Origin of the sequence: Streptomyces durocortorensis, assembly GCF_031760065.1 — a bacterium.
In the GTDB taxonomy this organism is placed as follows: Bacteria; Actinomycetota; Actinomycetes; order Streptomycetales; family Streptomycetaceae; genus Streptomyces.
Map to the genome: position 1 here is coordinate 292,103 of NZ_CP134500.1, position 22,716 is coordinate 314,818.

Sequence of the window (22,716 nt, forward strand, 5' to 3'; positions counted from 1 at the left end):
GCAGTGGACATGACCGGAAGCGATCCTCGTACGGCCCCGTCGGCGGCTCCGCTGACCGGACCGGCCGCGCCGTGCTGGGTCAACCTGATGACCCGGGACCTGGGGGCCGCCCAACGGTTCTACGCCGAGGTGCTGGGCTGGTCGTTCCGGCCCGGGCGGCTCGGCGCGGAGTTCTCCGTGGCGCGCCGCGGGGAGGTACCGGTCGCCGGTGTCGTCGCCGTCTCGTCCGCGTATCAGGTCGCGGTGGCCTGGATGCCGTACTTCGCGGTGGCCGACGCGGACGTGGCCGCCGCCCGGGTCCGGGAACGCAGTGGGACGGTGGCGGTGGGGCCGCTGACGATCGCCACGGGGCGCGGTGTGCTGGCGTCGGACCGGGACGGGGCGGCCTTCGGCCTGTGGGAGCGCGCCGAGGCCGCCGCCTCGCCGCCTGCCCCGGCCGACCACGCGCACGCCTGGCTGCGGCTGCGGACCCGCAACGCCTTCGACGCGGCGATCTTCTACGGCGAGGTACTCGACTGGGCGAGCGGACGGCCCGGATGCTGCGATGTCGCGTACGAGGGCGAGGAGGTCATCGTGCGCTGCGAGGGGCGGCCGCTGGCCCGGATCAGTTCCGGGGCGGTGGAGTCCGCGGTCGATCCCCTGGTGCGCCCGCACTGGCAGGTGCAGTTCCCGGTGGCGGACCTCGCGGAGACGGTCACAGCGGCCGGCCGGCACGGTGGCGCGCTCGTCGAGGAGCGTACGGTCCTCGGTGGCACGGAGGTCACGCTGCGGGATCCCGACGGCGCGCTGTTCACGGTGACCGATGTACGTACACCGGTGGGCTCGGGCAGCGTCTAGGGCTCGCGCTGCGGTTCCCCGTCGCGCGCGCCGGACCGGTCCCGGGCCAGCGCCCAGACGGGCAGGACGAACCAGCAGATCACGAACCAGAGGGCCATCGCCCCGACCAGCCACAGGGCGAGGGCGTTCTCCACGGAGAGGCGCAGGATCAGCAGGAGCGTCGAGCACATCGTGCAGAACAGCATCACCAGCCCGAGGACGGTCAGCCGCGACGCCCAGATGACCGTCTGGGGCTTCATCCGGCGGCCGGTGAGCAGTCGGTGGTACGAGACGGGGCCGATGAGCGTCGCGGCTGTCCCTGACCCCAGCATGACCGTCACCACGTAGATGGTCCGGTCGGTGTCCCCCAGTTCCGTGAACCTCGACTGGAAGACCACCGCGAGCAGGAAGCCGAAGAGGATCTGCACCCCGGTCTGTGCGACACGCAGTTCCTGGAGCAGCTCGGACCACTGCCGGTCCGCCCGCTCCTCCTGGGTCTCCTGACGTCCACTGCTGGATGTCACGCGGCCTCCCTCTCCGTTCCGTGCACCGGGGCGTGCCGTCCGCTTAAGATCGTCCGCAGGGCATCGCGCGTCGGTCACCGACCGGGTGAGGCGTGGAGGTAGCCCGTGAGATGCCTGTTGGAGGCATTCCACCGTGTCAGTCGAGTTGAACCACACCATCGTTCATTGCCGGGACAACCGGGAGTCCGCCGAGTTCCTGGCGGATCTGCTGGGCCTGTCGGTCGGAGCGCAGTGGGGTCCGTTCGTTCCGGTCGTTCTCGCGAACAGCGTCACCCTGGACTTCGCGACGATTCCCGCGGAGTCGATCACCCCGCAGCATTACGCCTTTCTGGTCTCGGAGGCGGAGTTCGACACCGCGTTCGCGCGGATCCAGGAGCTGGGCATCGAGTATTTCGCCGATCCGCACGGAAAGCACCCCGGCGAGATCAACCGCAACGACGGCGGCCGGGGGGTCTACTTCCCCGATCCGAGCGGTCACGGTCTGGAGCTGATCACCCGCCCGTACGGCGGCTGATCACCAACAGACACCTTCGGGGCCCGGCCCGCTCCACGCGGCCGGGCCCTTCCCGTGATGCTCAGCCGGTGCGGAGCAGGAGCTCGGGGCGGTCCCACAGCACGGCGGGCGGGTCGGCCCGTACCGTACCGACGGGCTCGGCGCCCACACTGCGGTAGAAGCCCTCGGCGGGCGGGTGGGACACGATCCGGACGCCGCTCAGGCCGGCGCTCCTGGCCTCCTCGCGCAGATGGCCGATGAGCAGGCGGCCGATCCCGCGCCCCTGGGCCTCGTCCGCGACGAACATCAGGTCCAGCTCGGGCGGGTCGAGGAGCAGGGCGTAGAAGCCGAGGACCCGGTCCGTGCCGACGTCCGCGGCGACGAAGACCCGGTGCGTCTCGATGTAGTCGGGGCCGATCCGGTAGCCCTGGACCATCGGCGCGTACGGGCCCTCGTAGGCGCGGGAGGTGCGGACCAGCCGGGTCAGCCGTGCGGCGTCGCCCGCAAGGGCCCGGCGGATCGTCGCATCAGTGGATCGTGCGGCACGACGGGGCCGCGGCATGCCTGCTGTCATACGGTGAGTATGACGCACCGCAACGGCGACTTCGGGCCGGTCTCCGCTGTTTCAGCCACTGATCACGAGGCCCTCGCGCAACCGCCTCAGCGCTCCCTCGGGCACGCGCAGCCCGTTGCGCACATAGCCGTCGAGGCCGCCCCAGCGCTCGTCCATGGCGTCGAGCGCCGCCTCCAGGTAGCGGGGGCGGACCTCGATGATCGCCGCCGCCACTGCGGGATCACCGCCGCCGTCGAGGAACTTCTGGACGTAGGGGGCGAAGGCCCGCCGCGCCGCGGGATTCACCGCGAGGAAGTCCGCCCGCACGCTCGCGCGGGACGCCCCGAGGATCATCAGCAGGACGGCCGCCGCCCAGCCGGTGCGGTCCTTGCCCGCCGTGCAGTGGAAGAGCACCGGACGGGCGCCGGGGTCGGCGGCGGTCTCCAGGAAGGCCCGGTAGGCGGCCGCGGCACCGAGTGAGAGCACCATCTTGCGGTAGGTGTCGGCGAAGAGTTCCTCGGCCCGGCCGCCCCCGAGGGTCCGCTCCGCCTCGTCCGGGTCGGCGAGCAGGGACCGCAGTCTGGCGGGCGCGACGCCCGGGTGGTCGCCGAGCACATCGGCGACGAAGAGCCTGGCCCGGTCCGGGAGCCGGTCCGGGGCCCACTGGCGTTCGTCGGCGGTGCGCAGGTCGACGACGGTACGGATACCGAGTGCGGCCACCGCCCGGTCGCGGGCCGGGTCGAGCTCGCTCAACTGCCCCGAACGGAACAGGACGCCCTGCCGCACCCTGCTGTCACGGCCCAGGGTGATACCCCCCAGGTCGCGCAGATTGACAACGGTGGCGGCCGGAACGGTGCGGGCGGTCTGCACGATGAACTGCCTCTTTCCCCGATGAATTCCAGGAATTCCACATACCAGGCGGCGTCCGGACCCCGAGTCCGGCGGGAGCCCGGTCCGGCGGGAGCATCAGTCCGACAGGAGCTTCGTCTTCTGCTGCACGAACTCCTCGTCGCTGAGCACGTCCCGCTTCCACAGGTCGGCGAGCCGCTCCAGCCGGTCGATGATGTCGTCGCCCACGGCCTCCTCCGCGTCGGTCCCGTCCGTGCCGAGGCGCTCGTGCGCGACGAACGCGCCCCCCGCCGCACGGACGGCACGGGCGACCGGAGTGGTCCACAGGTCCTCCCGGACGACGAGCGCGGCGAAATCGCCCTCGGGCACGCTGCCGCCGAGCGCCTCGACGTCCTCGGGGTTCAGCTCCGGCGCCGCCCCGCCCTCCCCCGCGTCGAGCGGCACGATCCCTTCCGGGTCCAGCTCCCGCAGCCCCGCCCGGACCAGTGAGCCGTCCTCGGCCCGGCGGACGAAGGCCAGGTCCGCGGCGCGCGGGGAACCGGACGCCACGGCGTCGGCGAGGGCGGGAGCGACGGCCCCGGTGAAGCGGCTGCCGGGGAAGGCGATGACGAGGTACTCCACAGGTCCGACGGCCACGGTCGCGTCCTCTCCGTATCCCGGCGGCCTCGGGCGCGCCGGGGTGGATACGGGCATTCCAGAGAATGCATAAGAAATCGGGAAACTTCGCACATAATATGCATCTACATCCGATTTCATCCCGATACCGAGGGCCGCCGTGTTGCCCGAAGCCCGGCCACCGCGCCGGTTACGCGACCGTACGTAAAGGATCAAGTGCATACCCGAGAGGGCAAGGTCACAGCACGTGCCCCTGCTGCTCATTCCGCGCACTGGCCTAGCATCTGAGCATGACGGTCCAGCCTGCTGACGGGCTCTCTCAGGCCGCCGCGTTCCCCGACCCCTCCCATGACCAGTGGCAACGCCTCGTCGAAGGCGTACTGCGCAAGTCGGGCAAGGAAGTCTCGGGCTCGGCCGCCGAGGAAGCGCTGTCCACCACACTGGAGGACGGGCTCATCACCCGCCCCCTCTACACCGCGCACGACAGGTCGCCGGACACCGGCTTTCCCGGCTTCGCCCCCTTCACCCGGGGCAGCAGGGCCGAGGGGAACGCGGCGGGCGGCTGGGACGTGCGCCAACGCCACACCCTCACCGACCCCGCCCGGCTGAACGAGGCGGTGCTCGGCGATCTGGAGAACGGGGTCACCTCGCTCTGGCTCACCCTGGGCGGCCCGGCGGGTGTCCCCGCCGACGCGCTGGCCCGCGCGCTGGACGGGGTCTACCTCGACCTCGCCCCCATCGCCCTGGACGCCCCGGACGACACCGACGCCGCGGTGGGCGCGCTGCTCGCGCTGTACGAGGAGCGCGGCGTCGCGAAGGGCCAGGCGCGCGGCACGCTGGGCGTCGACCCGCTCGGCCACGAGGCGCGGACCGGCGTCGAGGGGGACCTCACCGCCGTGGTGCGCTGGGCGCGGGTGTGCGGCGCGGAGTACCCGGGCCTGCGGGCGCTCGCCGTGGACGCGCTGCCGTACCACGAGGCGGGCGGTTCGGCCGGTGAGGAGCTGGGGCTCTCCCTGGCCACCGGGGTCGCCTATCTGCGGGCCCTGACCGAGGCCGGGATGAACGTGGAAGCGGCCTGCGGCCAGCTGGAGTTCCGCTACGCGGCCACCGCCGACCAGTTCCTGACCATCGCCAAGCTGCGCGCGGCGCGCCGGCTGTGGGCGCGGGTCGCCGAGGCCTCGGGCGCGCCCGGGGCCGGGGCCCAGCGGCAGCACGCCGTCACCTCGCCGGTGATGATGACCCGCCGCGACCCGTGGGTGAACATGCTGCGCACCACGCTGGCCACCCTGGGCGCGGGTGTCGGCGGCGCGGACTCCGTGACCGTGCTGCCGTTCGATCACGCGCTGGGCCTGCCCGACGCGTTCGCGCGCAGGATCGCCCGCAACACCTCAACGATCCTGATGGAGGAGTCGCATCTGGCCCGGGTCATCGACCCGGCGGGCGGCTCCTGGTATGTGGAGCGGCTGACCGACGAGCTGGCCGCGGCCGCCTGGGCGTTCTTCCAGGAGACCGAGCGGGCGGGCGGGCTGCCCGCCGCCCTGCGCTCCGGAATGGTCGCGGAGCGGCTGGCCGCCACCTGGGCGGCGCGCAGTGCGAAGCTGGCCCGTCGCAAGGAGCCGGTCACCGGGGTGAGCGAGTTCCCGATGCCCTCCGAGCGCCCGGTGGAACGCGAGCCCGCGCCCGACCCGTACGCCGGGGCTCCTGGCGGTCTGCCCCGGGTCCGCCGGGACGAGGCGTTCGAGGCACTGCGGGCCCGCTCCGACGCGCACCTCGCCGCGACGGGCGCCCGTCCGAAGGTGTTCATCGCCGCACTGGGACCGGCCGCCGCGCACACCGCGCGGGTCTCCTTCGCCGTCAACCTCTTCGGGGCGGGCGGGATCGAGGCGGTGCACGATCCGGTGTCCGTGGACGCGGAGACGGCGGCCGGCGCGCTGACCGCCTCCGGGGCGGGCGTCGCGTGTCTGTGCTCGTCGGACGCGCTGTACGCCGAACAGGCGGAGCAGGTGGCCGGGGCGTTGAAGTCGGCAGGCGCGGCACAGGTGTTCCTCGCCGGACGCCCCGGCGAGTACGCCGGTGTCGACTCCTACGTCTTCGCGGGCTGCGACACGGTCGCCGTTCTCACCTCCGTACTCGACCGCATGGGAGTGGCGTGATGCCGACACCGCCCACGGACCGGAAGTCCTCCGTTCCCGACTTCTCCGACGTGCCGCTCACTTCCGCCGCGGCGCCCGCCGGCTCCGCCGAGGAGTGGCAGGCGGCCGTGGCGAAGGCGGCGGACGGCTCCGAGGCCGCCCCGCTGTGGGAGACGCCCGAGGGCATCACGGTCAAGCCCCTCTACACCGGCGACGACCTCGAAGGCCTGGACGCGCTGCACTCGTACCCGGGCATCGCCCCGTATCTGCGCGGGCCGTACCCGACGATGTACGTCAACCAGCCCTGGACGATCCGTCAGTACGCCGGGTTCTCCACGGCCGAGGAGTCCAACGCCTTCTACCGCCGCAACCTCGCGGCCGGGCAGAAGGGCCTCTCGGTCGCCTTCGACCTGCCGACCCACCGGGGCTACGACAGCGACCACCCCCGGGTGACCGGCGATGTCGGCATGGCCGGGGTGGCGATCGACTCGATCTACGACATGCGCCAGCTGTTCGACGGCATTCCGCTGGACCGGATGTCGGTGTCCATGACGATGAACGGCGCGGTGCTCCCCGTGCTGGCCCTGTACATCGTGGCCGCCGAGGAGCAGGGCGTACCGCCCGAGAAGCTGGCCGGGACCATTCAGAACGACATTCTGAAGGAGTTCATGGTCCGCAACACCTACATCTATCCGCCGACGCCCTCGATGCGGATCATCTCCGACATCTTCGCGTTCACCTCGCAGAAGATGCCGCGCTACAACTCCATCTCGATCTCCGGATACCACATCCAGGAGGCCGGGGCGACGGCCGATCTGGAGCTGGCGTACACGCTGGCCGACGGGGTGGAGTATCTGCGCGCCGGGCAGGAAGCAGGCCTGGACGTCGACGCGTTCGCTCCCCGGCTGTCGTTCTTCTGGGCGATCGGCATGAACTTCTTCATGGAGGTCGCCAAGTTGCGGGCGGCCCGGCTGCTGTGGGCGCGCCTAGTCAAGCAGTTCGACCCGAAGAACGCCAAGTCGCTTTCCCTGCGTACCCATTCGCAGACCTCGGGGTGGTCGCTGACCGCGCAGGACGTGTTCAACAATGTGACGCGTACGTGCGTGGAGGCGATGGCCGCGACCCAGGGGCACACCCAGTCGCTGCACACCAACGCACTGGACGAGGCACTGGCGCTGCCCACCGACTTCTCGGCGCGGATCGCCCGCAACACCCAGCTCCTGCTCCAGCAGGAGTCGGGTACCTGCCGGGTCATCGACCCGTGGGGCGGCAGCGCGTACGTGGAGAAGCTGACGCGCGACCTGGCGGAGAGGGCCTGGCAGCACATCGAGGAGGTGGAGGCTGCCGGCGGGATGGCGAAGGCGATCGACGCGGGCATCCCCAAGCTCCGGGTGGAGGAGGCCGCCGCCCGTACGCAGGCGCGGATCGACTCCGGGCGGCAGCCGGTGATCGGGGTGAACAAGTACCGGGTGGAGACCGACGAGCAGATCGACGTGCTCAAGGTCGACAACTCCTCGGTGCGCACCCAGCAGATCGAGAAGCTGCGGCGGCTGCGCGAGGAGCGCGACGAGGTGGCGTGCCAGGAGGCGCTGCGGGCCCTGACGGCCGCCGCCGAGCGGGACCCGGGGCCGGGCCTGGAGGGCAATCTGCTGGCGCTGGCGGTCGACGCGGCCCGCGCGATGGCCACGGTCGGGGAGATCTCGGACGCCCTGGAGAAGGTGTACGGGCGGCACGCCGGGCAGATCCGTACGATCTCCGGTGTGTACCGCAAAGAGGCAGGGGAATCCCCTTCGGTGGACCGCACACGCAAGCTGGTCGACGCGTTCGAGGAGGCGGAGGGGCGCCGTCCGCGCATCCTGGTCGCCAAGATGGGCCAGGACGGCCACGACCGGGGCCAGAAGGTGATCGCCACGGCCTTCGCCGACCTGGGCTTCGACGTGGACGTCGGCCCGCTGTTCCAGACGCCGGGCGAGGTGGCGCGGCAGGCCGTCGAGGCGGACGTGCACATCGTGGGCGTCTCCTCGCTGGCGGCGGGGCACCTGACCCTGGTGCCCGCGCTGCGCGAGGAGCTGGCCGCCGAGGGCCGGGAGGACATCATGATCGTGGTGGGCGGGGTGATTCCGCCGCAGGACATCGAGGCCCTGCACGCGGCGGGCGCGGCCTCGGTCTTCCCGCCGGGCACGGTGATCCCGGACGCGGCCCACGATCTGGTGACGCGGCTCGGCGCCGCGCTCGGCCACGAGCTGTGAGCCGCTGACCGGATGGCTGTGAAGATCGACATCGACGGTTATGTGCAGGGAGTGCTCGACGGCAAGCGGGCCTTCGTGGCCCGTGCGATCACGCTCGTCGAGTCGACGCGGGCCGAACACCGGCTGCTGGCGCAGGAGTTGCTGAGCCGGCTGCTGCCGCACGCGGGAGCGGCGCGGCGGATCGGGATCAGCGGGGTGCCGGGCGTGGGCAAGTCCACGTTCATCGATGCGCTCGGCACGATGCTCACGGGGCTCGGGCACCGGGTGGCGGTGCTGGCCGTGGACCCGTCCTCCAGCCGTACGGGCGGTTCCATCCTGGGCGACAAGACCCGGATGGAACGCCTCGCGGTGGACCCTGCGGCCTTCGTCCGCCCCTCCCCCACGGCGGGCACGCTGGGCGGGGTGGCGAAGGCGACCCGGGAGTCCATCGTGGTGATGGAGGCGGCGGGGTATGACGTGGTGCTCGTGGAGACGGTGGGGGTCGGGCAGTCGGAGACCGCGGTGGCCAACATGGTCGACACGTTCCTGCTGCTGACCCTGGCCCGGACCGGCGACCAGTTGCAGGGCATCAAGAAGGGTGTCCTGGAGCTGGCCGACGCCATCGCGGTGAACAAGGCCGACGGTCCGCACGAGCGCGACGCCCGCTCGGCGGCACGCGAACTGGCGGGCGCACTGCGGCTGATGCACCCGGCGGACGCGGCCTGGACTCCCCCGGTACTGACGTGCAGCGCACGCGAGTCGACGGGGCTCGACACGCTCTGGGACCGCCTGGAGCAGCACCGTACGGTCCTGGAGTCGACCGGGCGGCTGGCGGCCAAGCGCCGGGACCAGCAGGTCGACTGGACCTGGTCGATGGTCCGGGACGAGCTGCTGGACAGCCTGCGGTCCCATCCGGCGGTGCGGAAGCTCACGCCGGAGCTGGAACAGCGTGTCAGGGAGGGCACGTTGACGGCGACGCTGGCCGCCGAGGAGATCCTTCGGGTGTTCCGGGGGGACGCGGGGACGTCCGGCTGAACCGTCTCGCGCGCGGGGCGGCCGAGGTGTCGGCTGACGGGCGGCGGCGAGGTCGTGGACGCCCCGGACGATGGTCCGGCCCTCGGCGGCGACTTCGCGCACCGGGTCCAGGACCTCGACCGCATGGCCGAGGGCGGTGGCGGGCTCGTCGAGCAGGACGACACGGGGCCTGAACCGTCCGGGGCCGGGACACGGTCCGTCCCGGCCCCCGGCGGCGTACGAACTGCCGGTTCAGGCGCTGCCGAGCGCCTCCGAGACCAGGGCTCGCGCCTCTTCCTGGACCTGGGCGAGGTGTTCGGGCCCCTGGAAGCTCTCCGCGTACACCTTGTAGACGTCCTCGGTGCCCGAGGGGCGGGCGGCGAACCAGGCGCTGTCGGTGCAGACCTTGAGGCCACCGATCGGCGCCCCGTTGCCGGGTGCCTCGGTGAGGACGGCGGTGACGGGTTCCCCGGCCAGGGTGTCGGCCTTGACCTGCTGCGGGGAGAGCTTCGCCAGGACCGCCTTCTCCTCGCGGGTGGCGGGCGCGTCGATGCGCGCGTACGCCGGGCTGCCGAAGCGGGCGGTGAGCTGCGCGTAGTGCTGGGAGGGGGTGGAGCCGGTGACGGCGGTGATCTCCGAGGCGAGGAGGGCGAGCAGGATGCCGTCCTTGTCCGTCGTCCAGACGCGGCCGTCGCGGCGCAGGAACGAGGCCCCGGCGGACTCCTCGCCGCCGAAGCCGAGGCTGCCGTCGTAGAGGCCGTCGACGAACCACTTGAAGCCGACCGGGACCTCCACCAGGCTGCGGCCGAGGTCGTGGGCGACCCGGTCGATCATCGAGGAGGAGACCAGGGTCTTGCCGATACCTGTTCGGGCGGGCCAGGCGTCGCGGTGGGTGTAGAGGTAGTCGATGGCTACGGCCAGGTAGTGGTTGGGGTTCATCAGGCCGCCGTCGGGGGTGACGATGCCGTGCCGGTCGGCGTCCGCGTCGTTCCCGGTGGCGATGGCGTACGCGTCGCGCTGCTCGATCAGCGAGGCCATGGCGTGCGGGGACGAGCAGTCCATGCGGATCCTGCCGTCCCAGTCCAGCGTCATGAACCGCCAGGTGGGGTCGGCGAGCGGGTTGACCACGGTGAGGTCGATCCGGTGGCGTTCCGCGATGCGCCCCCAGTACGCGACGGAGGCGCCGCCGAGCGGGTCAGCGCCGATCCGGATGCCCGCCTCCCGTACAGCGTCCAGGTCCAGGACGGCGGGCAGGTCGTCGACGTACGTGCTCAGGAAGTCGTGCCGGTGCGTGGTGTCGGCGGCCAGAGCGCGGGCGTACGGAATGCGGCGGACCTCTCCGAGTCCGGCCTCGATCAGGGCGTTCGCCCGGTCCTGGATCCAGGAGGTGGCGTCCGATGCGGCCGGGCCGCCGTTGGGCGGGTTGTACTTGAAGCCGCCGTCGGCCGGCGGGTTGTGCGACGGGGTGACGACGATGCCGTCGGCCAGGTGCTCGGTGCGCCCCCGGTTGTACGTGAGGATGGCGTGCGAGACGGCGGGGGTCGGGGTGTAGCCGTCGGCGCTGTCGATGAGGGCGGTGACCCCGTTGGCGGCGAGCACCTCCAGGGCGGTGCCCCGGGCCGGTTCGGACAGGGCGTGGGTGTCGGCCCCGAGGTACAGCGGCCCGTCGGTGCCCCGGCGGGTGCGGTAGTCGCAGATCGCCTGGGTGGTGGCGGCGATGTGGTCGTCGTTGAACGCCGCGGCGAGCGAGGACCCGCGGTGGCCCGAGGTGCCGAAGGTCACCCGCTGGGCGGGGTCGGCCGGATCGGGGTGCAGGGCGTAGTAGGCCGTCACCAGTCGTGCCACGTCGACCAGGTCCGCGGACTGCGCCGGCTGCCCGGCCCGTTCGTGCGCCATCGGGTCTCCTCGTACGTCTTCGTCGTCGGCCGGGCCGCGGGGAGACGGACCGGCGCACCGGGGACAAGGATCACCCCCGGTCCGTACCCGATTCTGTCGCCTCGGCCGCCCCGGTGCGCGACCGGTTCACGCCTTCCTCGTGTCGCTCCCCGGCCGGGGCGGCACCGCGCCCCCGGTCCGCGGGGGGCCGGGGGCGGGGAGAGCGTAGGCACGCGTGCTCAACGGCCCTGCAGGGCCTTCACGTTGTCGCCGAAGGTCCAGCCCTTGGAGCCGTCCCAGTTCAGGGACCAGGTCATCAGCCCCTTGAGCGCGCCGTCGTAGTGGTTCCACGCCTGGGCGACGAGGCCGGTGGACATGTGGCCGCCGCCCGCTCCGATCTGGGCGGGCAGGCCCGGGACCTGCTTGTCGTAGGGCACCTTGATGGTGGTGCCCTGGATGACGAGCCCGGCGTCGAGGCAGTCGGTCTGGGCGACGAAGCCCGCGACCGTACCGGCGGAGTAGGAGTCGCCGGAACAGCCGTACATGCTGCCGTTGTAGTACTGCATGTTCAGCCACCACAGCCGGCCGTTGTCGGCGTACTTCTTGATGATCGGGAGGTAGGCACCCCAGATCGAGCCGTAGACGACGCTGCCGCCGGTGACGTACGCCGTCTCGGGGGCCATGGTGAGTCCGAAGCCGGGGGGCATCGCGGCGAGGACGCCGTCGATGATGCGGATCAGATTGGCCTGGGAGGCGGAGAGTTCGTTGATGTTGCCGGTGCTGATGAGGCCGGTCTCGATGTCGATGTCGATGCCGTCGAAGTTGTACTTCTTCAGGATCGGGACGATCGTCTCGACGAACCGGTCGGCCACCGCGCTGGAGCTGAGGTCGATCCCCGCCGTGGCGCCCCCGATCGACATGAGGATGGTGCTGCCGGAGGCCTTGGCCTCGCACATCTCGGCGGGGGTGGCGACCTTGACCGTGTTGTCCATACCGTCCTCCCACAGCACGGTTCCGTCGGAGCGGATGACGGGGAAGGCCGCGTTGATGACGTTGTAGCCGTGTTCGGCGATACGGGAGTCGGTGATCGGGATCCAGCCGAGCGGCGGGTGCACTCCGTTGGCCGCGCCGTCCCAGTTCTCCCAGTACCCCTGGAGCACCTTGCCGGCGGGCTTCGACTTGACCGCGCAGGTCTCGTCGGCGGCCTTCGGGGGTGCGGCCCCGACCAGCGTCGGTACGACGAGTGCCGCGGCCAGTGCGGTGCCCAGCAGCCGTGATGTCCTGCCCATGACGCATGTCCTTCCTGCCCGGGTCTGCCGCGCCGGTGCGAAGGGTTCGCACCGCCCACCCAATGGCGTGACCCTGACAAAACGTAGAATGGTCCAGACCTACGGTCAAGAGGTCTGGACCAAGTCGAGGCGGACCTGGCGGCGGAGATCGGGGGGCGCCCCGGCGCCCGCGTAGAAGGAATCCTTGAACCGGTGCGCCGGCGCCCAGGGCGCGCATGCCCCTGGCGGGGGCGGACGAGCGGCCCGACCAGGGATGATGCCCGTACAATACGACTGCCAGGGACCTCAGTTCGATACCCGAAAGGGTTGCAGTACCACTTGACATGCGATAGGCCGACCATAGCCGCGAGCCGCGAGCCGCGAGCCGCGAGCCGCGAGCCGCGAGCCGCGAGCCGCGAGCCGCGAGCCGCGAGCCGCGAGCCGCGATCGAGCGGTGTGCCCGTAGCCTTTCGGGGTGGCCATGCACGCTAGCCAGCCCCTCCGCGTCCCCGTCGGGACCGACGCCGAACGGTGGAACACCTTTCAGGGTGAGAAGACCCTGGTCGTAGCGGCCCGTACGGTCACCTCGACGGTACGGGTCCTCGAATGCCTCCCCGCCCTGCTGCGCGGGGACGCCCGGGTTACGGTCGTCTTCGCCCACGACCCCACCTCCGCGTTCAACGACGGAGTGCTGGAGCTGCTGCACGACGCGGGCTGCCGGGTCATCCCCTGGGAACAGGTAGGTCACGCCGAGCCCGACCTGATCCTCACCGCCAGCGAGAACATCGAGGTTCCCGAGGGGCATTGCCCGGTCCTCGTGCTGCCGCACGGCATCGGCTTCCAGAAGCAGGTACCGGACTCCCGGGGGCCCCGCGACCGGCTGTCCGGGGTCGTACCGGACAGCCTCCTGGAGTCCGGGCGCGCATGGCTGGCGATCTCGCATCCGAGCCAGGAGGAGCAGTTGCTCTCCTCGCACCCCAAGGCGGCCGGGCGCACCCTGCTCGTGGGCGACCCGTGCTACGACGAGCTGCTCGTCAGCGCCGGGCGGGCCGGGGCGTACCGGCGCGCACTCGGGGTTCCGGCCGGGCACCGGCTGGTGGTGCTCAGTTCCACCTGGGGCGGCAGTTCGCTGATCGGCCGGGACCCGGGGCTGGCGGCCCGGATGCTGGCGGCACTGCCCTACGACGAGTTCCGGGTGGCGGCGATCATTCACCCCAACGTCTGGGCGGGGCACGGTTCCTGGCAGGTACGCACCCTTCTCGCCCCGGCTCTGGAAGCCGGTCTGATGCTGGTCCCGCATGTGCATGCCTGGCGGTCGGCCCTGGTCGCGGCGGATGTCGTGGTCGGCGATCACGGTTCGGTGACCTTGTACGGGGCGGCGCTCGGCAAGCCCGTCCTGCTCGGGGCCTTCGGCAGCGAGGCGGTCGACGGCACCGCCGTGGCCGCGCTCGGGCGGGCCGCGCCCCGCCTCCACGGTCCGGGGGACCTGTACGAACAGATCACGTCCGCGCTGGCCGGCCGGGACCGGTTCACCGAGGTCGCTGAGGGGGCGTTCGACCAGCCGGGACGGGCCCTGACCCGGCTGCGTACCGCCCTCTACCACCTGCTGGACCTCCCGGAACCGACGCACACGCCCCCGCCGGACCGTTACCTGGGCGAGCCCGAGGAGACGGGAGCGGCGGTCACCTCCTGGCGGGTCACCACCACCGTCTCGGCGGACACCGTCACCGTACGCAGGCGGCCCGCGGCGGTGTCTCCGGGCGAGGACGAGACGGCCGGACGCTTCGTCCACCTCGCCTGCGACGAGCGGGAGGCGGACCGGAACACGAAGGAGAACGCCTCGGCGCTGCTCCGAGGCGCTCCCGCCCCTGCCGCGACGGCTGCGCTCCAGTGGATCGGGGACACGCTGAGCCGCTTCCCGGGGTGTCGTCTCGCGGCGACCTCCGTGCGCGGAGGCGGGCATCTGGTGGGACTGCGGGACGGGCGGATCGTGGAGGCGGCGATGACCGGACCGGCGACCGGTCCGGGCCTGCCCGCAGCAGCCGTCCACGCCCTGCTGCGGGCCGCCGCTCCGCTGGCGGACGCCCAGCTGACCGTCCGCTTCGGAGCGCGCGACGAGGACGTGGTAATCAGGCTGCGTACACCGCCGACGGGCGGCATCTCGGCCTGAGCACATAGCTGTTGGGCGGGTCAGTCGTCCGCCGGTCCTTCCTCCAGCCGCTCGCGGAGTTCCTGCGCCCGGGGGCTTCCCCCGGCCTCGAAGATCGCGAGCGCCCGTTCCAGATGGCCGCGCACCCGGCGGGGGTCACCCTGGGTGCGCTGTTCGATGTCGGCCAGCGCGACGAGCGCCTGGGCCTCGTAGTGGGTCGCCTCCTGCGCGCGGAGGACCTCGGCGGCTTCGCTCAGGGACCGGACCGCTTCCTCCGTCTCGTCCAGGCGGTTGTGTACGAGGCCGATGGCCATGCGGACCCGGGCCGCCATTCTCGGGTCCTCGCGGGCGATGAGCTGTTCGTGCGCGCCGCGCAGGGTGTCCAGCGCCTCGGCGGGGTTCCCGGCGGCGTCCTGGGCACAACCCAGGAAGTAGGACGCTATGGCGGCTCCGCGCCCCTCGTTCGCGGCCGTGTTGAGTTCGAGGGCACCGCGGTAGGCCTCCATGGCCCGGACCGGGTCGCGCTGGTCCCAGTACCGGCCGGAGAATTCCTGTACGGAGGCGCGGACGACCAGGTCTCCCGAGACCTCGGCGCAGGCCTGGGCCCGCTCCAGCTGGCTCCGTGCGGCCGCGTACTCGCCGAGGTCCATCAGTGGGCGGGAGAGGAGACTGCGGAGCCTCGCCTCCGCAGCGGGCACCACGGACTCGGCGGCCGCCGCCGCACCCAGTTCGAGCGACTCCTGCCAGTCACCGAGATGCCGGTGGTGGAGGAACAGTACGGTCAGTGCCTCGGCGAGCTGCCACACCTCGGTCTGCAGCGTCTCCTCGCGCGCGGCGGCCCGCAGTAGGCCGAGGATGTTGCGGTGTTCGGCCTCCAGCCAGTCCACGGGCTGCGGTGCGCCCTCGGCGGCGAAGGGGTCGGGAACGCCGGCGAGCAACCGCGTGTGGTCGGCGATGCGGAGCCGGTCCTCCCGCACGGCCCGGTCGGCCAGCGCGGTCAGGGCCAGATAGTGCAGGGTCACCCGCCGTACCAGCGCCAGCCGTTCACCGGGGCGCTCCTCCTCCGTCGCACGTTCCCGGGCGTGCAGGCGTACGAGGTCGTGGAAGCGGAGACGTCCGTCCGCCGTCCGGTCGAGGAGGCCTGCCCGGTGGAGGGATTCCAGCGCGTCCGCGGCCGGGCCCGGGGCCAGGTCAGCCGCCACCGCGGCGACCCCGGCGTCGAAGGAGGCGCCCGGGTGCCAGCCCAGCAGACGGTAGAGCCGGGCGGCTTCCGGAGCGAGTTCACGATAGGCGAGGTCGAAGGCGGCAGACACGGACCGTTCCTCTCCCAGGGACATTCCTGCCAGTCGGCGCGATTCCGCGGCCAGCTCCGCCACGAGCCCCGCGAGGGTCAGCCGGGTGTCGGCCGCCAGCCGGGCGGCGACCACGTGCAGCGCCACCGGCAGCCCGCCGCACAGCTCCACGAGGCGTTCCGCCGAGGCGGGGTCGGCCTCGACCGTGCCGGTTCCGCACCGGTCGGCGAGCACCTTCAGGCCACTGTCCTGGTCGAGCGGCTCCACCGGCATCAGCCTTGCCCCGTCCAGGGCGAGTTCCCCGATGAGGCTCCCGCTCGCGACGAGCAGCGCGCTGCCCTTTCCCTTCGGCATGAGGGCGGCTGCCTGGGCGGGGCCCGAGACGTTGTCCAGGAAGATCAGCAGCCGTCGGCCCGCCGACCGGGTCCGCAGCAGCCGGGTCCGGTCCTCCAGCGTCGCCGGGATGTAGGGGTCGTCGACCCCCAGGGACTTCAGACAGCGCCGTACGGCCTCGGAGATGTCGGGGGCCTTCGACTCCGTGCGCAGGGAGGCGTAGTCCACGTAGATCTGCCCGTCGGGGAACCGTTCCCGTTCGCGCTCCGCCCAGTGGGTCGCGAGGGCGGTCTTGCCGACGCCGGGCAGACCGTACAACGCGGCGAAGCCGACGCTCGCCCCGCCGTCGGCTCCGTTCCGGGCCAGCCAGGTGTCGAGCGCGGCCAGGCCCTTGGTCCGGTTGACGAACCGTACGGCCAGTGGCGGGATCTCATCGGGTGGAACATACGTTCCGGACGGCGGCGCCTCCTGGACGTTGAACGTGATGCCGCCGTGGATCGCCCCGGCCTGGACGGTCGGCCCGTAGGTGGTGCCGGACAGGTCGTTGCGCGAGGAGACCGGCTCGGACCCGCCCGGCCGCCCCGCCGTCACTCCGCGCCCGGCCGCTGCTCCGGGGCCGTCACACCGGAGCCGTTCAGCGTGAAGTGGGAGATGTTCTGCCCCTGGACCACCGGGGCGTACTGGGTGCCTCCGCTGACGGAGTTGGAGACCGACACCGTGGGGGCCGACGGCTGGAGGGGCGCCAGTTCGTCGAGCAGGGTCCGCAGCTCCTCGGCGGCCTCCGGGTTGGCGCGCAGGGCCCGGCGGAGCCTGGTCCGCCACTCCGCCTCGATGTCGGCCGCCGTCGCCTCGTCTGCGTCGGCCCGGGCCGCCGTCAGCTCGGCGCGGGACTCCTCCAGCTCGGCGTCGACCGCGTCGGTGTCCTCGCCTCGGGACAGGAACCGGGCCAGCCGCCCGCGTACCTGCGTCCAGGCCTCCGTCGCCATCAGCCCCACGACGGTCGTCGCACCCGATGCCGCCAGTGTCATCAACTCGGCTTCCACCGAACCCCCTCTGCCTCGCTCCTCACACCGTACGGGCGGGTGGCCCGTCACTGGTAGCAACCGTAGAGAGCGAACAGTCCCCGCGGAAGCGGAATCGAGGGCGCGGCGCGGTGCAGTTCCGGCCATGTCGCCCGTGGCGTACCGGCCCTGTGGAGGGCTGTGCTCCCGTGCGCGGGAAAGGCCGGTGCCGCGGCGGGGCCGCGAGGTCGGTCACTGACCGGCGTGCCCCGAGATCACGGAGTGAGTACTCACTCAGCCTGCGGCCCGCGGGCCGGAGGCTGCCTCGCGGCGGCCTCCGCAACCGTCGGGCCGCCCGGCGCGTGATGATGGGTAGGGGGCCGCGACGCGGCAGCGTTCCGCCGGCACCGCCGGCCGGCACCCAGGAAGGGCGGTCGTCATGTCCCCAGCCGGAGTGAAGACGTGGGCCGCAGCGCTGCTCACCACGCTCGTCCTGGCCCTCCTCTCGGTCGGGTGCACGGGCGGGGACGGCTCCGGGCCGACGCCCCGCGGCAGCTCCCCGTCCGGGACGGGCTCGGGCACCGAGGGCCACGTGCTCGCCGTGAAGATCGACAACGTGGCACCCGCCCGGCCCCACACCGGGCTGGAGCGGGCCGACATCGTCTACGTCGAGCAGGTGGAGGCCGGGCTCAGCCGCATCCTCGCCGTCTACTCCTCGGATCTGCCACCGGCCATCGGCCCGGTCCGCAGCGCCCGGGAGACCGATCTGGAGCTGCTGCGCCAGTTCGAACAGCCGACGCTGGCGTTCTCCGGCGCCCACAGCAGACTACTGCCGGTCATCGACCGGGCACCGCTGGAGGCCGTACCTCCGTCGAAGGCACCGCAGGCCTACTTCCGGGGGCCCGACCGGCCCGCCCCGCACAATCTCTACCTGCGGCCGGAGAGGGTCCCGTACACCGCGTCCGGTGTCAACGCCGTCGAGGCGCTGGGGCTGCGCTTCGGGGCGGCTCCGCCGGGCGGGGAGCCGGAGGACAGCCATACGGTCCGCTACCCGTCCGCCGCCGTCAGCTTCACCTGGTCCGCCGAGCGCGGCCGGTGGCTGGTCTCGCTGGACGGCTCCCCCGCCCGTACCTCCGACGGGGCGCGGATCGGGGCCGGTACGGTCATCGTCCAGGACGTGACCGTACGCCCTTCGGACTTCCGCGACCGGTCCGGGAGCGTCAGCCCGTTCACCGAGACCGTGGGCTCGGGCGACGCGCTCGTCCTGCGTGACGGCCGCGCCCACGAGGCCCGGTGGTCGCGCGCCTCGGCCGACGACCCCACCGGGTTCAGCACCCCGGACGGCGAGCGCGTCGATCTCGCCGAGGGGCCGCTCTGGATCCTCTACGCGCCGAGCGGGGGAAGCACCGCCCGCTGAACAGCCGGGGGCGGGGCCGACGAGACGGTACGGGGCAGTCCCTCGGGAGGGCGGCCGGGCGCCTGCCCCCTTCCAGCAGCGGGGCAGGCGCACCGGGGCCGGGCCGACGGTCTACGGTCGACTGCGTCGGGGGGCGGCAGCCCGCCGCACGCAGCCGCGCACAAGGAGCACGTACGTTGTCGTCGTCCCCGTCCGGCCTGGTCGCAGGCATGGAACGCCACCAGGTTGCCGTCTATGTCGGGGCCCTGGCCGCCGGAGGCCTGGTGGGCCGGTTCGCTCCGGATGCGGGACCGGGCCTGGAGCACGCCATCAACCCGGCGCTGGCCGCCCTGCTGTACGTGACGTTCCTCCAGGTACCGGCCGCGGAACTGGTGCGCTCGTTGCGGGCGGGCCGTTTCCTGGCCGCCGCACTGGTGGTGAACTTCGTCGTGGTGCCGCTGGTGGTCGCCGCGATGTTCGCCTTCCTCCCCGACGAACAGGCGGTCCGCGTCGGTGTCCTGCTGGTGCTGCTGGCACCGTGCATCGACTACGTGATCGTCTTCAGCGGGCTCGCCGGAGGCGACAACCAGCGCCTGCTGGCCGCCACCCCTCTCCTGCTGCTCGCCCAGATGGTGCTGCTGCCGGGCTTTCTGTTCCTGTTCCTGGGGCCGGGCCTGGCCGACGTGGTGGAGGCCGGACCGTTCGTCGAGGCGTTCGTCGTCCTGATCGTGATCCCGCTGGCTCTGGCCTGGCTGACCCAGGCCTGGACCGCGCGCCGCCCGGCCGGGCGGAAGGCCGTCGACGCCATGGGCACGGCGATGGTGCCGCTGATGGCCGCCGTCCTGTTCACGGTGGTCGCCTCCCAACTGCCGAAGCTCGGCGACACCGGCAGCGTGGCGTACGTGGCCCGCGTCGTCCCGTTCTACGTACTCTTCCTCGTCGTGATGGCGTTCGCGGGGCTCGGCGTCGCCCGCGCGTTCCGTCTGGGCGTTCCCGCCGGGCGGGCGATCGTGTTCACGGGCGCGACCCGTAACTCCCTGGTGGTCCTCCCCCTGGCCCTGGCGCTCCCGGACGCGCTCGCCGTCGCCGCGGTGGTCGTGGTCGCGCAGACCCTGGTCGAGGTGATCGGCATGGTGGCCTACGTGCGGGTCGTACCCCGGCTGCTTCCGCCCCGGGACTGACCCGCACCCGCCACGGCCGCGCGGGGGCGTGTTCCGGCCCACCGGGGCAGGGGCGGGCGCATCGGGAAGCAAGTTCGTTTGTTCATAGGCCAGTTCGGGTAGTCCACCCCTGCGCCCGTTGGGTTAGGGTCACCTGATGACGAGTGCCTCACCGCCTCCCCCCTCCGGCGCGACCACCGACGACAAGCGCCCCTTCGCCGCGTTCGGGCTGCTGTCCCGGCCCGGTACCGACGCGTTCTGGGCGGCGGCACGGACACCCGTGTCGGTACCCGCCGACGGCGGGGGCTGGCTGACCCTCTTCCTGTGGCGCGGCTCCGAGGCCGTACTCGACTTCGAGAGCTGGTCACCGCCCGTGCCGCTGCGTCGCTGGGACTCCACGGACTGCTGGTACGCCGAGGTGCGCATGCCCGCGCGGCTGCGGGTGACCTACCGCGTCCTCGCGGGAGGGGCCGCCCACGCCGATCCGTTCAACCCGGTCGGCGCAGGCGGCGAGCGGTCCATCGCCGCGACGCCGGATGCCCCGCCCCAGCCGCACTGGCCCGCCCTCGGCCCGGACGACGTCCTGCCCCTCCCCCGTACCCGGCTCCGCTGGAACAGCGACCGGCTCGGCGGGCGGCGCACCGTGCGCGTCCACCCGGTGGGCGGCGGCGGTCCCGTGGTGCTGCTGCTCGACGGGGACGACTGGCTCTATCTGCACCCGGCCATGACTGCCTTCGACGCGGCCTTCGACGCGGGTGACATGCCTCCGGTCACCCTCGTCTTCGTACCCGCCAAGGACCGGGAGGCGGAGTTCGGCTGCCGCCCCGCACTGTGGGAGGCGGTCCGGGACGAACTGCTGCCGCTGGTGGCCGAGTCCGGCGTGGTGGCCGATCCGGACCGGCTGGTGGTGGCCGGGCAGAGCCTGGGCGGGCTGAGCGCGCTGTACGCGGCTCTGGAGTTCCCGGAGCTGGTCTCCCGTATCGCCTGCCAGTCGGGGTCCTTCTGGTGGGCACCCGGGGCCATGGAGTCGGCGGATCCGCTGGGCGGGGCAGTCGGGGGCGCGATCGCCGGGCGGCTGCGGCGGGGCGCCGACCTGTCCCGGCTGCGGTGCGCGTTCGACGTGGGGGAGCACGAGGCCTCCATGCTGCCCCACTGCGAGCTGGCCGAGACGCTGACCGAGCGGTCGGGTGCCACCGTGCGCGTGTCACGTTCGGCTTCCGCGCACGACCGCGCGGGCTGGCGGCAGGCGCTGCTGAGGGATGTGGCCTGGGCGTTGGGCTGAGAGGCTCCCCGGGCGGGACCCCCTCGGTTCACCTCGCCACGGCCAGGCAGTACGCCTCGTCCCGTGCCAGCAGGTTGCGGTGCGTGTCCTCGGCGGTGATCACGCCCTCGTCGAGGACCAGGACACGGTCCGCCGCGTCCAGGAGCGGTGGGCTGCTGGTGATCACCACCGTCGTCCGGCCTCGGCGCAGTTTCGCGATGTTGCGCGCGATGAGCTGCTCGGTGACCGCGTCGACGGCCGTCGTCGGGTCGTGCAGGACCAGCACCTCTGTGTCGGCGGCCAACGCGCGGGCCAGTGACAGGCGTTGCCGCTGGCCTCCGGAGAGGTTCGCCCCTCGGTCGCGGACCGCGTAGTCCAGGCCCTCGCGGTGAAGGGCGACGACATCGGTGAGCATGGACGCCTCGACGGCCTCCTCGACCGTCCGGCTGGTGCCCGACGGGTCGATGTTCGTCCGGAGGGTACCGGCGAAGATCTCCCCGTCGTACGGGTTCACCAGCATGTGCTCGCGTACGGCTTCGACCGACAGGTCCGCGATCTCCTGGCCTCCGATGCGCACCACTCCACCGTACGTGTGGGGGGCGACGTTCACCGCGAGGACGGCGGCGAGGTCTGCCGCCGCGCGCGGCTGGTAGGCGGCGATCGCCACGAACTCGCCCGCGTTCACGGTGAACTTGAGCTCCCGCAGGGTGCCGTGCCGTACGCAGTCGACCTCCAGGGTTCCGCCCGGCTCCGGGCGGCCGGGGCCCGGTGTCGCCACCGGTGGGGCGGAGAGCACCAGCGCCATCCGCTCGGCCGAAGCCCGTGCGATCATCACGTACTTGGGCATCTCGGAGAACATCTTCAGCGGTTCCATGATGAACTGCGCGAGGCCCACGGCCATGACCAGTTCCCCGATGGTGATCCGGCCCTCGAACGCCAGCCAGCCCGCCGTCAGGGAGACCGCCGCGGCGAGGACCGCGTTGAGGGCCAGCGCGGTGCCCGCGTACCGGCCGTTCACCCGGGCCACGGTGACGGCCTGGCGCTTCGCGTCGGTGCTGACCTTGCGGTAGGAGCCGAACGCGGCGTGGTTGCCGCCGAAGCCGTGGAGCGGGCGCAGGCCGATGATGAGGTCGGCGACCTTGGCTCCGGCCCGTGCCACCTTGGCCTGCTGCTCCTGGGTGCTGGCGCCGATCCGCTTGGACATCACGGCCAGGACCGACAGGATCGCGACGGTCCCCACGACCACCAGCAGGCCGAGCCGCAGGTCGGCCAGGCTCAGTGCCACGGCCGCGACCGACACGGCGACCAGAGAGCTGATCAGCAGCGGTACCACTTCGATGATGTCGGCCGTCTGGTCGGCGTCCTCGGTGGCGATGGTCAGGATCTCGCCGGACTTGAGGCCGTCGACGTCCCTGGCCACCGGTTGGAGCCCGCAGGCCGCGACCTGGACCCGCCAGCGGTGCGCCTCGGTCGTGTTGGCCTTCTGCAGCACCCGCATGCCGAACCGCCACGACAGGGACACCGTCGTGATGATCACGGCCAGCGCGCCGATCGACACTCCGAGCGAGGGGAGGCTGCGGTCCTGCATCGTGTGCTCGACGATCATGCCGAGCGCGATGGGGAACGCGGTCTCCGCCGCCTGGTACAGGCCCATGAGGACGGTGCCCGCGATCATGGCGCCGATGTTGCGGCGCAGGGCGGTTCGCAGGATGGCGGCGCCCGGGCGGGGCCGCTGCGTGTCGGTCTTCATCAACGGA

At 72.4% G+C, this 22,716-nt stretch carries 18 protein-coding genes; 9 read left to right on the plus strand and 9 right to left on the minus strand.

Annotated elements, in window-relative coordinates:
* Nucleotides 1-9: 9 nt before the first annotated feature.
* Nucleotides 10-837, plus strand: a complete 828-nt coding sequence (locus tag RI138_RS01140) for a VOC family protein (RefSeq protein WP_311118364.1) — start codon at nt 10-12, stop codon at nt 835-837.
* Here the strand turns inward: RI138_RS01140 and RI138_RS01145 are convergent.
* Nucleotides 834-1,340, minus strand: coding sequence for a DUF6328 family protein (locus RI138_RS01145; RefSeq protein ID WP_311118365.1), 507 nt, complete (start codon nt 1,338-1,340; stop codon nt 834-836). The two genes, RI138_RS01140 and RI138_RS01145, sit on opposite strands and share 4 nt — an antisense overlap.
* A gap of 133 nt (nt 1,341-1,473) precedes the next feature.
* Between RI138_RS01145 and RI138_RS01150 the strand changes: the two genes are divergently transcribed.
* Nucleotides 1,474-1,854 (plus strand): VOC family protein, encoded by a 381-nt coding sequence (locus RI138_RS01150; protein WP_311118366.1) that lies wholly within the window; start codon nt 1,474-1,476, stop codon nt 1,852-1,854.
* A gap of 61 nt (nt 1,855-1,915) precedes the next feature.
* On the opposite strand, the gene RI138_RS01155 is transcribed toward RI138_RS01150, so the two are convergent.
* From RI138_RS01155 to RI138_RS01165, 3 genes are all read right to left on the minus strand, one after another.
* Nucleotides 1,916-2,407: a GNAT family N-acetyltransferase gene (locus RI138_RS01155; protein WP_311118367.1), complete on the minus strand. Its 492-nt coding sequence runs from the start codon at nt 2,405-2,407 to the stop codon at nt 1,916-1,918.
* A 51-nt stretch (nt 2,408-2,458) separates the two neighbouring features.
* Nucleotides 2,459-3,256, minus strand: a complete 798-nt coding sequence (locus RI138_RS01160; protein ID WP_096623831.1) for a tyrosine-protein phosphatase — start codon at nt 3,254-3,256, stop codon at nt 2,459-2,461.
* Nucleotides 3,257-3,352: 96 nt separating this feature from the next.
* Nucleotides 3,353-3,871 carry an SHOCT domain-containing protein gene (locus RI138_RS01165; RefSeq protein WP_311118368.1) on the minus strand — a complete coding sequence of 173 codons (519 nt, stop codon included), beginning with the start codon at nt 3,869-3,871 and terminating at the stop codon, nt 3,353-3,355.
* Between the two features lie 269 nt (nt 3,872-4,140).
* On the opposite strand from RI138_RS01165, the gene RI138_RS01170 reads away from it, so the two are divergent.
* From RI138_RS01170 to meaB, 3 genes are read left to right on the plus strand one after another with little or no spacing between them, the layout of a single operon-like run.
* Complete coding sequence (locus RI138_RS01170; RefSeq protein ID WP_311118369.1) at nt 4,141-6,003, plus strand: methylmalonyl-CoA mutase family protein; 1,863 nt, start codon at nt 4,141-4,143, stop codon at nt 6,001-6,003.
* Nucleotides 6,003-8,231 carry a methylmalonyl-CoA mutase gene (gene scpA / locus RI138_RS01175; protein ID WP_311118370.1) on the plus strand — a complete coding sequence of 743 codons (2,229 nt, stop codon included), beginning with the start codon at nt 6,003-6,005 and terminating at the stop codon, nt 8,229-8,231. The genes RI138_RS01170 and scpA overlap by 1 nt, the downstream gene beginning before the upstream one ends.
* A 12-nt stretch (nt 8,232-8,243) precedes the next feature.
* Entirely contained in the window at nt 8,244-9,245 is a 1,002-nt protein-coding gene (meaB, locus tag RI138_RS01180) for a methylmalonyl Co-A mutase-associated GTPase MeaB (RefSeq protein ID WP_311118371.1), read from the plus strand.
* Between the two features lie 231 nt (nt 9,246-9,476).
* Here the strand turns inward: meaB and pgm are convergent, their stop codons facing one another.
* Both pgm and RI138_RS01190 read right to left on the minus strand, forming a co-directional pair.
* Entirely contained in the window at nt 9,477-11,120 is a 1,644-nt protein-coding gene (gene pgm, locus RI138_RS01185) for a phosphoglucomutase (alpha-D-glucose-1,6-bisphosphate-dependent) (protein WP_311118372.1), read from the minus strand.
* A 218-nt stretch (nt 11,121-11,338) separates the two neighbouring features.
* Nucleotides 11,339-12,388, minus strand: a complete 1,050-nt coding sequence (locus tag RI138_RS01190) for a chitinase (RefSeq protein WP_311118373.1) — start codon at nt 12,386-12,388, stop codon at nt 11,339-11,341.
* Between the two features lie 460 nt (nt 12,389-12,848).
* Here RI138_RS01190 and RI138_RS01195 point away from each other — a divergent pair, with 460 nt between their 5' ends.
* Entirely contained in the window at nt 12,849-14,537 is a 1,689-nt protein-coding gene (locus RI138_RS01195) for a hypothetical protein (RefSeq protein ID WP_311122777.1), read from the plus strand.
* A gap of 20 nt (nt 14,538-14,557) precedes the next feature.
* Here RI138_RS01195 and RI138_RS01200 read toward each other — a convergent pair whose 3' ends face one another.
* Nucleotides 14,558-16,732, minus strand: coding sequence for a tetratricopeptide repeat protein (locus RI138_RS01200; RefSeq protein ID WP_311118374.1), 2,175 nt, complete (start codon nt 16,730-16,732; stop codon nt 14,558-14,560).
* Complete coding sequence (locus tag RI138_RS01205; protein WP_311118375.1) at nt 16,729-17,184, minus strand: hypothetical protein; 456 nt, start codon at nt 17,182-17,184, stop codon at nt 16,729-16,731. Before RI138_RS01205 ends, RI138_RS01200 begins: the two co-directional genes overlap by 4 nt.
* Nucleotides 17,185-17,581: 397 nt before the next feature.
* On the opposite strand from RI138_RS01205, the gene RI138_RS01210 reads away from it, so the two are divergent.
* The 3 genes from RI138_RS01210 (at nt 17,582) to RI138_RS01220 (ending at nt 20,980) form a co-directional block, all read left to right on the plus strand.
* A complete protein-coding gene (locus RI138_RS01210; RefSeq protein ID WP_311118376.1) occupies nt 17,582-18,559 on the plus strand; it encodes a DUF3048 domain-containing protein in 978 nt (325 codons plus the stop codon).
* A gap of 209 nt (nt 18,560-18,768) precedes the next feature.
* Nucleotides 18,769-19,719, plus strand: coding sequence for a bile acid:sodium symporter (locus RI138_RS01215; protein ID WP_311122778.1), 951 nt, complete (start codon nt 18,769-18,771; stop codon nt 19,717-19,719).
* Nucleotides 19,720-19,855: 136 nt separating this feature from the next.
* Nucleotides 19,856-20,980: an alpha/beta hydrolase-fold protein gene (locus tag RI138_RS01220; protein ID WP_311118377.1), complete on the plus strand. Its 1,125-nt coding sequence runs from the start codon at nt 19,856-19,858 to the stop codon at nt 20,978-20,980.
* A 28-nt stretch (nt 20,981-21,008) separates the two neighbouring features.
* Here RI138_RS01220 and RI138_RS01225 read toward each other — a convergent pair whose 3' ends face one another.
* Nucleotides 21,009-22,709: an ABC transporter ATP-binding protein gene (locus tag RI138_RS01225; RefSeq protein ID WP_311118378.1), complete on the minus strand. Its 1,701-nt coding sequence runs from the start codon at nt 22,707-22,709 to the stop codon at nt 21,009-21,011.
* Nucleotides 22,710-22,716 lie beyond the last annotated feature (7 nt).